Origin of the sequence: Lelliottia nimipressuralis, assembly GCF_004402045.1 — a bacterium.
GTDB classification, from domain to species: Bacteria; Pseudomonadota; Gammaproteobacteria; order Enterobacterales; family Enterobacteriaceae; genus Enterobacter; species Enterobacter chinensis.
In genome coordinates, this window is the sequence record NZ_SOMG01000014.1 from 245,120 (window position 1) to 256,234 (window position 11,115).

The 11,115-nt window shown below is 54.7% G+C and carries 10 protein-coding genes; 6 read left to right on the forward strand and 4 right to left on the reverse strand.

Translation table 11 applies throughout. The features are described from left to right. Positions 1-23: 23 nt before the first annotated feature. From xylH to xylF, 3 genes are all read right to left on the reverse strand, one after another. The gene (gene xylH, locus E3U32_RS08340) at positions 24-1,205 is read right to left on the reverse strand and encodes a xylose ABC transporter permease XylH (protein ID WP_134348398.1); all 1,182 of its coding nucleotides are present in this window, start codon (positions 1,203-1,205) and stop codon (positions 24-26) included. After that, entirely contained in the window at positions 1,183-2,724 is a 1,542-nt protein-coding gene (locus E3U32_RS08345; protein ID WP_134348399.1) for a xylose ABC transporter ATP-binding protein, read from the reverse strand. The genes xylH and E3U32_RS08345 overlap by 23 nt, the downstream gene beginning before the upstream one ends. Positions 2,725-2,796: 72 nt before the next feature. Continuing rightward, positions 2,797-3,789, reverse strand: a complete 993-nt coding sequence (gene xylF / locus E3U32_RS08350) for a D-xylose ABC transporter substrate-binding protein (protein WP_047347624.1) — start codon at positions 3,787-3,789, stop codon at positions 2,797-2,799. A 371-nt stretch (positions 3,790-4,160) separates the two neighbouring features. On the opposite strand from xylF, the gene xylA reads away from it, so the two are divergent. The 4 genes from xylA (at position 4,161) to E3U32_RS08375 (ending at position 8,561) form a co-directional block, all read left to right on the forward strand. Next, on the forward strand, positions 4,161-5,483 hold the full coding sequence (xylA, locus tag E3U32_RS08360) for a xylose isomerase (RefSeq protein WP_134348435.1): 1,323 nt from the start codon (positions 4,161-4,163) through the stop codon (positions 5,481-5,483). Between the two features lie 60 nt (positions 5,484-5,543). Next, complete coding sequence (gene xylB / locus E3U32_RS08365; protein ID WP_134348400.1) at positions 5,544-6,998, forward strand: xylulokinase; 1,455 nt, start codon at positions 5,544-5,546, stop codon at positions 6,996-6,998. 103 nt (positions 6,999-7,101) lie between these two features. Continuing rightward, positions 7,102-7,641 carry an isochorismatase family protein gene (locus E3U32_RS08370; RefSeq protein ID WP_134348401.1) on the forward strand — a complete coding sequence of 180 codons (540 nt, stop codon included), beginning with the start codon at positions 7,102-7,104 and terminating at the stop codon, positions 7,639-7,641. Continuing rightward, positions 7,641-8,561 carry a GlxA family transcriptional regulator gene (locus E3U32_RS08375; RefSeq protein WP_134348402.1) on the forward strand — a complete coding sequence of 307 codons (921 nt, stop codon included), beginning with the start codon at positions 7,641-7,643 and terminating at the stop codon, positions 8,559-8,561. The genes E3U32_RS08370 and E3U32_RS08375 overlap by 1 nt, the downstream gene beginning before the upstream one ends. On the opposite strand, the gene E3U32_RS08380 is transcribed toward E3U32_RS08375, so the two are convergent. Next, positions 8,554-9,549: an acyltransferase gene (locus tag E3U32_RS08380; protein ID WP_134348403.1), complete on the reverse strand. Its 996-nt coding sequence runs from the start codon at positions 9,547-9,549 to the stop codon at positions 8,554-8,556. The two genes, E3U32_RS08375 and E3U32_RS08380, sit on opposite strands and share 8 nt — an antisense overlap. Before the next feature lie 183 nt (positions 9,550-9,732). Between E3U32_RS08380 and E3U32_RS08385 the strand changes: the two genes are divergently transcribed. Together E3U32_RS08385 and glyQ are read left to right on the forward strand one after the other, a co-directional pair. Further along, a complete protein-coding gene (locus E3U32_RS08385) occupies positions 9,733-10,038 on the forward strand; it encodes a YsaB family lipoprotein (protein ID WP_134348404.1) in 306 nt (101 codons plus the stop codon). A gap of 160 nt (positions 10,039-10,198) precedes the next feature. Further along, positions 10,199-11,110, forward strand: coding sequence for a glycine--tRNA ligase subunit alpha (gene glyQ, locus E3U32_RS08390; protein ID WP_003860141.1), 912 nt, complete (start codon positions 10,199-10,201; stop codon positions 11,108-11,110). Positions 11,111-11,115: the final 5 nt, after the last annotated feature.

The following is an 11,115-nucleotide window of genomic DNA, read 5'->3' on the forward strand; positions in this document are numbered from 1 at the left end:
CCAATTAAGTCACAATACCGTTATCAGGCCCGTCGCTTGGTTGCCGAGTCCATCCAGACTGCCAGTAAAAGAATGGCCCCCTTGACGATATACTGCCAAAACGTCGGAACGTCCATCATACTCATCCCGTTATCCAGCGAAGCCATAATAAATGCCCCCATGACTGCCCCCGCCACGCTACCGATACCCCCTGCGAGGCTGGTGCCACCAATAACACAGGCGGCGATAGCATCCAGCTCGGCAATGTTACCGGCGGAGGGCGAACCGGCCCCCAGACGCGAGCTGAGGATCAACCCGGCGATGGCGACCATCAGGCCGTTAATGGCGAAGACCGCGAGTTTGGTGCGTTCAACGTTAATACCCGACAGACGGGCGGCCTCAAGGTTGCCGCCAATCGCATAAATACGGCGGCCAAACGCGGTGCGCGTGGCCATAAACATGCCGCCCAGCAGCAGAAGCGCCAGCAGCAGTACGGGTGTCGGGACACCGCGATAGTCGTTAAGAAGCCAGATTGCGCCCAGCACAATGACTGCCGTGAGCGCCTGACGCCCCACGACAGACGTTGACGCCGTAGAAGCCAGACCCAGCGCCTGACGGCGCATACGACCACGCCACTGCCAGGCAACAAACGCCAGCAACCCAATCACACCGATCGTAAAACCTATGCTATCTGAGAGGTAACTCTGGCCAATCTCCGACATTGCCGCGCTGGTGGGGGAGACGGTGGTGCCGTTGGTGATGCCGATTAAGATCCCACGGAAGGCCAGCATCCCCGCCAGGGTGACAATGAACGACGGCACTTTACGGTAGGCGACCCACCAGCCGTTCCAGGCGCCCAGTACCAACCCCAATACCAGCGTGACCGCCACGGTCAGTGGCAGCGGCCAGCCAAGCCAGACGTCAAAAATGGCCGCCACACCGCCGAGAAGTCCCATCATCGAACCGACCGACAGGTCGATTTCCGCAGAGATAATCACGAACACCATGCCCACGGCCAGAATGCCGGTGATGGCAGTCTGGCGGAGCAGGTTAGAGACGTTACGCGCGCTTAAGTACGAGCCATCGGTCATCCAGGTAAAGAACAGCATGATGACGATAATTGCTGCGATCATCACGAAAACCTGCAGGTTCAACGCTTTTAGCCCCGCGAACGCACCGGGCGTCGGAACAGCGACTTTGATATCAGACGGATTGCTTTTCGACATGACGTTCGCTCCTTAAAGCGGCTTCCATCACCTGCTCCTGCGTCAGGTTATGGTTAATCAGGTTGGCTTTCAGTTTTCCCTCGTGCATGACCAGCACGCGGTCGCTCAGGCCGAGCACTTCGGGTAACTCAGACGAAATGACAATGACGGCAATCCCTTGCTGTACAAGCTGATTAATCAGTTTGTAGATTTCATATTTGGCTCCGATATCAATCCCGCGCGTTGGTTCATCAAGGATTAATATGCGTGGATTGAGAAGCAGGCAGCGCGCCAGAATCGCCTTCTGCTGGTTGCCGCCGCTCAGCCGGCCAATGGCCAGTTCCGGTGAGGATGTTTTTACCTTCAGTCTGGCAAGCGACTGAAGGATGCACTGCTGCTCTGCGGCATCGTCCAGGCTGCTCAGCGCACCTGAGAACCGATCGAGTGCCGCAAGCGTAATGTTTTTACCTACCGCCATGACCGGCACGATGCCGTCTTTTTTACGATCTTCCGGGACCATGGCAATGCCGCGGGCAATTGCCTGCTGGCAGTTATCGATTTTCACCGGCTGGCCGTCGATATAAATAGTGCCCTCCCAGCGCCCCGGCCACACGCCAAACAGGCACTGTACGGCTTCGGTACGCCCGGCGCCGACGAGTCCCGCAATGCCGAGAATTTCGCCGCTGTGAAGAGAAAACGAGACGTTATTGACGCGCTTGATGTGTCGGTTAACAGGGTGCCATGCCGTCAGGTTTTCCACGCGTAACACTTCGTCACCCTGTGTGTGAGGCTCATTAGGGTAGAGCGCCGTCAGCTCGCGGCCCACCATCATGGTGATGATGTCATCTTCACTCATGCCCGCGGCTTCACGCGTGCCGATATGTTGCCCGTCGCGGATCACGCAGATGGTGTCCGAAATAGCTTTAACCTCGTTCAGCTTGTGCGAAATGTAGATGCAGGCGATGCCGTGGTTTTGCAGGTCGCGGATGATATTGAGCAGGACCGCGGTTTCCTGTTCGGTGAGCGAGGCCGTTGGCTCGTCAAGGATCAGCAGCCTGACCTGTTTATTAAGCGCTTTCGCTATTTCGACCAGTTGCTGTTGCCCAAGGCCCAGATCCCCCACGCGGGTATCCGGTGAAATGTTGAGGCTCACCTGTGCCAGCAGCTTTTCACAGCGTAGCGTCATAGTGTCGTAATCCAGTACGCCGTGGCGGGAAATTTCGGCCCCAAGGAAAATGTTCTCGAGCACGGTGAGATGTTTCACCAGTGCCAGCTCCTGGTGGATGATGGCGATGCCTTTACGTTCGGTATCGCGAATGTGCGTCGCCTGGATAACTTCGCCGGCAAAGACGATTTCGCCTTCGTAACTGCCGTGTGGGTAGATCCCGCACAGCACTTTCATCAGCGTTGACTTGCCCGAACCGTTTTCGCCACACAGCGAAACCACCTCGCCGGGGTTCAGCCGGAGACTGACGTTATCGACGGCTTTCACCGTGCCGAAGCGCTTGGTGATGCTTTTCATTTCAAGTAAATAAGGCATAACTGCTCCACATAACCCGAGGGAAGAACAGTACAACGTGATGCGCCCCCGCGGAGCAGGGGCCGCGCCGGATTACAGTTCGCTCTTCTTGTGGAAACCATCTTTGATGACGGTGGCGTCAATGTTCTCTTTATTGACTTCAATTGGCGTGAGCAGACGAGCCGGAACGTCTTTAAGCCCGTTATTCAGCGTTGCGTCTGCTTTAGGTTGCTTACCATTGCCCAGCTCCACTGCGATTTCCGCCGCCGTATTGGCAAGCTGGGTAATCGGTTTGTAGACCGTCATGGTTTGGGTGCCTGCGATAATGCGTTTTACACCGGCCAGATCGGCATCCTGCCCTGAGATGGCGACTTTTCCGGCCAGCCCCTGGGCGCTCAGAGCCTGAATAGCACCGCCTGCGGTGGCATCGTTGGAGGCTACGACCGCATCAATTTTGTTGTTGTTGGCCGTCAGCGCGTTTTCCATAATTTTCAGCGCGTTTTCTGGCAGCCATCCGTCGGCCCATTGATCGCCAACCACTTTAATTTTCCCGTTGTCGATGTATGGCTTAAGGACTTTCATTTGTCCTTCACGGAACAGTTTGGCGTTGTTGTCCACCGGGGAACCGCCCATCAGGAAATAATTGCCCTGAGGCACTTTATCGATCAGGCTTTGCGCCTGTAATTCCCCGACTTTTTCATTGTCGAACGAAATATAATAATCAATATCCGCATTATTAATCATGCGGTCATAGGCCAGAACTTTTATGCCTTCTTGTTTGGCTTCTTTCACCACGTTACTTAATACCTGGCCGTTATAGGGGATAATGACCAGGACATCAACGCCACGGTTGATCATATTCTCAATTTGCGACATTTGCGTTTCTTCGTTGCCGTTAGCCGACTGAACAAACACGCTTGCGCCAAGTGATTCTGCTTTTTTAACAAAAATATCGCGATCTTTTTGCCAGCGCTCCAGACGCAGGTCGTCAATCGCCATACCAATTTTGACCTCTTTGGCATGACCGGCAAAACTGGCAAGCAGGAGCGTAGTGCAGAGTGTTAGGGTCAGGTTCTTTATCTTCATAATTATTAGGCCTTTTTGTAGGGGTATGTGTTGCTGAGATAAAAGAAACATTCATTGCTGAGACGCAGCAAATTTTTAACGTGGAAAGGCCCGCTGGCAATTACAGATTTTTATCTTCTCATTATGATATTTGGTTTATTTCTGAATTTATGACCGCGATCGGGTTTTAAAATGCGTAACCTATTAATTACATTTGATTCTGGAATAAACGCCGAAAAATAGTTTGCCTGCGCTTTATTTTGCGAGCCAGCGCACAGTTGTGCATTCTCTCAATAGCAGTGTGAAATAACGTAATTGAGCAACCCAAAATGTCTATTCACTATTACTCCTGTATCAACGACTCGCCGCATACCCTGATTATGGAGCTCAATATGCAAGCTTATTTCGACCAACTCGATCGTGTTCGTTACGAAGGCCCAAAAACGACCAATCCTTTAGCATTTCGTCACTACAACCCGGATGAGCTGGTGCTGGGTAAGCGCATGGAAGATCACTTGCGCTTTGCCGCCTGTTACTGGCATACCTTCTGCTGGAACGGCGCCGATATGTTCGGCGTGGGTTCCTTTGACCGTCCGTGGCAACAGCCGGGTGAGGCCATCGAGCTGGCGAAACGTAAAGCCGATGTGGCGTTTGAGTTCTTCCACAAGCTGAATGTGCCGTACTACTGCTTCCATGACGTTGACGTGTCGCCAGAAGGCGCATCGCTGAAAGAGTACCTGAACAACTTTGCGCAGATGGTGGATGTGCTGGCTGCGAAGCAGCAGCAGAGTGGCGTGAAGCTGCTGTGGGGCACGGCAAACTGCTTCACTAATCCTCGCTACGGCGCGGGTGCGGCAACCAACCCGGATCCAGAAGTGTTTAGCTGGGCGGCTACGCAGGTGGTGACGGCAATGAACGCCACGCATCAGCTGGGCGGTGAAAACTATGTCCTGTGGGGTGGCCGTGAAGGCTATGAAACCCTGCTGAACACCGACCTGCGTCAGGAGCGCGAGCAGATTGGGCGCTTTATGCAGATGGTTGTCGACCATAAGCACAAAATCGGTTTCCGCGGCACGCTGCTGATTGAGCCGAAACCACAGGAACCGACGAAGCACCAGTATGATTACGATGTAGCGACGGTGTATGGCTTCCTGAAGCAGTTCGGCCTGGAAAAAGAGATTAAAGTTAACATTGAAGCCAACCATGCCACCCTGGCGGGCCACTCTTTCCACCATGAGATCGCGTCTGCGATTGCGCTGGGTATCTTCGGCTCTGTCGATGCTAACCGTGGTGATGCGCAACTGGGCTGGGATACAGACCAGTTCCCGAACAGCGTGGAAGAGAATGCGCTGGTGATGTACGAAATCATCAAAGCGGGCGGCTTCACCACCGGCGGCCTGAACTTTGACGCCAAAGTGCGTCGCCAGAGTACCGATAAATACGATCTGTTCTACGGCCACATTGGCGCGATGGACACGATGGCGCTGGCGCTGAAAGTGGCCGCGCGCATGATTGAAGACGGCGAGCTGGATAAACGCGTAGCGAAGCGTTATAGCGGCTGGAACAGTGAGCTGGGTCAGCAAATTTTGAAAGGCCAGTTATCGCTGGCGGAAATTGCGAAGTACGCTGAACAAAATAAACTGGCACCGCAGCACCAGAGCGGGCACCAGGAACTGCTGGAAAATCTGGTCAATCACTACCTGTTCGATAAATAACAGCATGTAGGCCCGGTAAGCGCAGCGCCACCGGGCATTTTCAGTTAAGGAATCCACTATATGTACATCGGGATCGATCTTGGCACATCGGGTGTGAAAGCCATCCTGTTAAGCGAGCAGGGCGACGTGTTAGCAACGCAGACAGAAAAGCTGCAGGTTTCACGTCCGCATCCGCTGTGGTCGGAACAGGATCCGGAGCAGTGGTGGCAGGCGACGGATCGTGCAATACAGGCCTTAGGTGAACAACACAGTCTGCGTGACGTCAACGCGCTGGGGATTGCCGGCCAAATGCACGGCGCTACGCTGCTGGACAGTCAGCATCGTGTGCTCCGTCCAGCCATTCTCTGGAACGATGGCCGATGTGCAGAAGAGTGTGCACTTCTTGAGACGCGTGTTCCTGCCTCTCGCGAGATTACCGGCAACCTGATGATGCCCGGCTTTACTGCGCCTAAATTGCTGTGGGTTCAGCGCCACGAACCGGACATTTTCCGTCAGGTGGCAAAAGTTTTGCTGCCAAAAGATTATCTGCGCTTTCGTATGACGGGCGATTTTGCTTCCGACATGTCCGATGCCGCCGGCACGATGTGGCTCGACGTGGCGAAACGTGACTGGAGCGAGGCGATGCTGGATGCCTGCCATCTGACTCGTGAACATATGCCCGCGCTGTTTGAAGGTAGTGAGGTGACAGGCACATTGCTGCCAGCGGTTGCTGAACGCTGGAATATGCCTGCCGTACCGGTAGTTGCCGGGGGCGGTGACAACGCGGCGGGGGCTGTCGGTGTCGGCATGGTTGAGGCAGGGCAGGCCATGCTTTCGCTGGGAACGTCTGGCGTCTATTTTGCCGTCAGCGACGGGTACCGCAGCAATCCTGAAAGCGCTGTGCACAGCTTCTGCCATGCCCTTCCGGGGAAGTGGCATTTGATGTCGGTGATGCTCAGTGCAGCATCTTGCCTGGACTGGGCGGCAAAGCTCACCGGCATGGCCGACGTTCCGGCGCTCATTTCCGCGGCCCAGCAGGCGAATGACGGTGCGGGTACAGTCTGGTTTTTACCGTATCTTTCTGGAGAGCGTACGCCGCATAACAACCCGGAAGCGAAAGGGGTGTTCTTTGGCTTAACCCATCAGCATGGCCCGGCTGAACTGGCGCGTGCGGTTCTGGAAGGCGTGGGGTATGCACTGGCCGACGGGATGGACGTGGTGCATGACTGCGGCCTGAAACCGGCAAGCGTCACCCTGATAGGCGGCGGCGCGCGAAGCCCGTACTGGCGGCAGATGCTGTCCGATATCAGCGGGTTACAGCTGGATTTTCGCACCGGTGGCGATGTCGGGCCAGCGCTCGGTGCAGCGCGACTGGCGCAGATAGCCATGAACCCGGAAAAACCGCTTTCGCAATTGTTGCCGCAGCTTACGCTTGAACAGGCGCATTTGCCTGACGCGGCACGCCATGCGCGTTACGCGGAAAGGCGCGACGTGTTCCGCAAAATCTATCAGCAGTTACTGCCGCTGATGTCGTAAACACGCTTGTCCGACAGAGGCACGACGATGTCCTTTTTTGGTCTGTGCGTGCCTTCATTTCCTTGCCAGTATGGTGTCACACCCACTGGCGAGGAGAACCATCATGTCACGCATTGCATTAATCAACATCGATACTCAGCAGTCATTCCATCATCGTCATTACTGGCAGGAAGACGAAATTCCTGCCTTTCAGCAGGCGATGCTGGGGCTGATTGAAGGCTGCAAAGCGCGCGGTATTCCGGTCGTTGATATTTTTCATGTTGATGAAGACGGCCCCTTCACGCTGCAAAGCGGCTATGTCAAACCGATGGCCTTTTTGCGTCATCAGCCGGATGTGGTTTTCCAGAAACACGTCCATAATGCCTTCACGGATACCGGGCTCGACCGCTGGCTGCGTGAACGTGATATCAACCAGCTGGTTATCTGCGGCATTCGTACTGAACAATGCTGTGAAACCACCGCACGGGTGGCATCCGATCTGGGTTATGCTGTGACCTTTGTGAGCGAGGCAACGCTGACGTTTCCCATGACGTACAAGGGCATTACCCTTAGCGCAGCGGAAATTCGCCATCGTACCGAAACGGTACTGGCCGGGCGTTTTGCCGAGATTAAAACGGTAGCGGAGACGCTGGAGTCACTGTAATGCGCATCGACGTCTGGTTCGTGATGTTGCCTGGGGTGCTGTCATTAGATATGACGGGCCCGGCAGAGACCTTTGTGCTGGCTGGCGACGCGTTTCGTCTGCACTACATTGGCCCGCAACCTGAGGTTCCGACGTCGATAGGCCTGACGATGAGCGGCATTAAGCCGCTGCCCGAAAGTCTGCCTCCCGGCAGCCTGCTGGTCCTGCCGGGGGTGAGCGACTCCCGCTTTCAGTTCTCCACGCCGCAGGCGCAGCAGATTCAGCACTGGCTGATGCGCCTGCAGCCGCAGATCCAGCGCCAGGATATCACTGTGATGTGCGTTTGTTCAGGGGCACTGCTGGCGGCGAAATCGGGCCTGCTGAATAACAGACAGTGCACAACCCACCATGACGTTATTAGCCGTCTGCGTACCGCGGCTCCCACGGCGACGATTAAAGAAAACCGGATATTTGTGCAGGATGAGAATATCTGGACCAGTGCCGGGATCACGTCGGGCATCGATCTGGCGCTGCATATGATTAACCGCCTGTGCGGCCCCGAAAAGGCGCTGACCGTGGCGCGTGAGATGGTGGTCTGGTTCCGACGTTCCGGTGACGATCCTCAGCTATCTCCGTGGCTACGCTACCGCAATCATCTTCATCCGGCCATCCATCGGGCGCAGGATGCACTCACCGCCGAGCCGCAAAAAGCGTGGAGCGTGCCAGATATCGCCGCGCTGGCGCACGTCAGCCCGCGTCACCTTACCCGCCTTTTCCAGTTACATTTAGGGATTAGCGTTCGCGATTATCTGGAGCAGCTGCGTCTGGCGGTGGCGGAGCAGTGGCTATTGCAGGGGCGCGGTGTGGAACAAGCTTCACTGGCGGCAGGCTTCTCCTCTCCACGCCAGTACCATCGCGCCCGGCAGCGAAGCGTTAACTGACGAAGCGGCGGGTGTCTATTTTTTGCAGCAGCATCGACAGCAGCAGGCTGACAATGAGCGTAGCGGCAAAAATCCAGATAATATCCAGCACCGGCCAGCTTTTTAGCTCTACGCCTCTTGTCCGCAGCGCGTGGATCACCAGTGCGTGAAAACCGTAAATCCCGAGAGAGTGCCGCGAGATCATACTCAGTACGGGCAGGGGACGCGTGTTCAGAGTGTTTTTGGCGAGCGTGAGCAGCGAAACGGCACAGATAAAGACCATTGGCCCACAATACAAATACCAGGTATCGGCAAAATTGCCGCGCCACTGCAGCTCATGTAGCGTCCCGCGCGCAATGACGATCACACCAGCAATAAACAGCGCCGCGCAGAGCCAGTTTAGACCGCGTTTTTGCGTGTCCATCATGCCGATAGCGCGCCCCAGCATGCCGTAAAGCACGTAGTAAAAGGTATCGCCGTTGATATAGAGGTTGACCGGCAACCATTCAAATCCGTCGATTTTCTGCGAGACCGTATTCGGGTTGGCGATAATGCCGATCACCATCATCAGGGCCAGAAGCATTTTTCCGCTGACATTTTTCACCTGAATGAGGGGGGAGACCAGATAGATAACGATAATGGCGAAGAAGAACCACAGATGATAGAACACCGGTTTTTGCAGCACGTATTTCAGCGATAGCCCGGCGTTAATTGAGGTGAACAGGGTGATATAGACCAAGGCAATGGCACTGTAGAATCCCAGGCAGGCCGCGATACGAATGAAGTGCCTCGGTTGCGCGCTACGCTCGCCAAAAAAGAGAAAGCCGGAAATCATAAAGAACAGCGGCACGCTGACGCGTGAAGCAGAGTTTAGAATATTGGCGATATCCCAGTTAACGGGGCTGATGCTGTGCGCATTTGTGATATACCAGGTCGTCGTGTGGATCATGACCACCATCAGACACGCTATTCCTCGCAGGTTATCAATCCAGTTAATTTTTGACTGCATCAGATCCTCGTATTCCCTGTAAATTGAGTGTGACTACCATTGTCCAAAAGTCTTCGTTTGGAAAATTCTGAGTTTTATTCAGCAGGCTTGTAGGGAGGCCGCGAGATTCGCAGAATGCCGGACCTTAATCTATAAAAGCTTTGATACTAAAAATAACAGCCACTGACCAGGGCGGTAATAAAAATGATGATGAAGCGTGCGGCGTCACTCTTTCTGCTGGTAATCCTCGCGGGATGCAGTGCCCCACAAGAAGCCCCTGTGCAAAAAGCGCAGCAGGGCAAAATGAGCCCGGAGCGTTCACTAAATATGGAAGCGCTTTGCAAAGATAGGGCTGCCCGACGTTATAACTCAGACGTTCAGGACATTGATGTCACCGGGTTTGTCCGCTTTCAGGGAAGCTATGAGCTGCGGGGCCATACGTCACGTAAAGAGGGCTTTGTCTGCTCGTTTGATGCGGACGGCCAGTTTTTACACCTCTCCATGCGCTAGCCTGCTCGTATAATCAACAGCCAGACGTCCACGACGTTCTGGCTTAACTGCTTATTTCCCAATTTTCCCTAAACAACCCCGTTTCGTACTGTATATCTTGCAGCCAGCGGGTATACTGGTCCCTTCCATTTAAAACCACACGTATCCAGCACGAAATACTATGCAAAAGTTTGATACCAAGACCTTCCAGGGCCTGATCCTGACCTTACAGGATTACTGGGCTCGTCAGGGCTGTACCATTGTTCAACCTTTGGACATGGAAGTCGGCGCCGGCACTTCACACCCGATGACCAGCTTACGCGCGTTGGGGCCAGAGCCAATGGCGACCGCGTATGTGCAGCCTTCCCGTCGTCCGACCGATGGCCGTTACGGTGAGAACCCGAACCGTCTGCAGCATTACTATCAGTTCCAGGTGGTGATTAAGCCATCACCAGACAATATTCAGGAACTGTACCTCGGGTCGCTGAAAGAGCTGGGTATGGATCCAACCATTCACGACATCCGTTTCGTGGAAGATAACTGGGAAAACCCAACGCTGGGTGCCTGGGGTCTGGGTTGGGAAGTGTGGCTGAACGGAATGGAAGTGACCCAGTTCACTTACTTCCAACAGGTTGGCGGTCTGGAATGTAAACCGATCACGGGTGAAATCACCTACGGTCTGGAGCGTCTGGCCATGTACATTCAGGGCGTAGACAGCGTTTACGACCTGGTCTGGAGCGACGGTCCGCTGGGTAAAACCACCTACGGCGACGTGTTCCATCAGAACGAAGTGGAGCAATCCACCTATAACTTCGAATACGCGGACGTGGACTTCCTGTTCACCTGCTTCGAGCAGTATGAGAAAGAAGCGCAGCAGTTGCTGGCGCTGGAGACTCCACTGCCGCTGCCTGCTTACGAGCGTATTCTGAAGGCCGCCCACAGCTTCAACCTGCTGGACGCCCGCAAAGCCATCTCCGTGACTGAACGTCAGCGCTACATTCTGCGTATTCGTACCCTGACCAAAGCCGTTGCAGAAGCTTACTATGCGTCCCGTGAAGCCCTTGGCTTCCCGATGTGCAACCGAAACAAATAAGAGGC

Excerpts from the sequence above, each read along its gene's own strand:
- E3U32_RS08375 (WP_134348402.1), top strand. The coding sequence starts at position 7,641 with ATGCGCATCGACGTCTGGTTCGTGATGTTGCCTGGGGTGCTGTCATTA.
- xylB (WP_134348400.1), top strand. The coding sequence starts at position 5,544 with ATGTACATCGGGATCGATCTTGGCACATCGGGTGTGAAAGCCATCCTG.
- xylA (WP_134348435.1), top strand. The coding sequence starts at position 4,161 with ATGCAAGCTTATTTCGACCAACTCGATCGTGTTCGTTACGAAGGCCCA.
- glyQ (WP_003860141.1), top strand. The coding sequence starts at position 10,199 with ATGCAAAAGTTTGATACCAAGACCTTCCAGGGCCTGATCCTGACCTTA.
- E3U32_RS08380 (WP_134348403.1), bottom strand. The coding sequence starts at position 9,549 with ATGCAGTCAAAAATTAACTGGATTGATAACCTGCGAGGAATAGCGTGT.
- xylH (WP_134348398.1), bottom strand. The coding sequence starts at position 1,205 with ATGTCGAAAAGCAATCCGTCTGATATCAAAGTCGCTGTTCCGACGCCC.
- E3U32_RS08345 (WP_134348399.1), bottom strand. The coding sequence starts at position 2,724 with ATGCCTTATTTACTTGAAATGAAAAGCATCACCAAGCGCTTCGGCACG.
- E3U32_RS08370 (WP_134348401.1), top strand. The coding sequence starts at position 7,102 with ATGTCACGCATTGCATTAATCAACATCGATACTCAGCAGTCATTCCAT.
- E3U32_RS08385 (WP_134348404.1), top strand. The coding sequence starts at position 9,733 with ATGATGATGAAGCGTGCGGCGTCACTCTTTCTGCTGGTAATCCTCGCG.
- xylF (WP_047347624.1), bottom strand. The coding sequence starts at position 3,789 with ATGAAGATAAAGAACCTGACCCTAACACTCTGCACTACGCTCCTGCTT.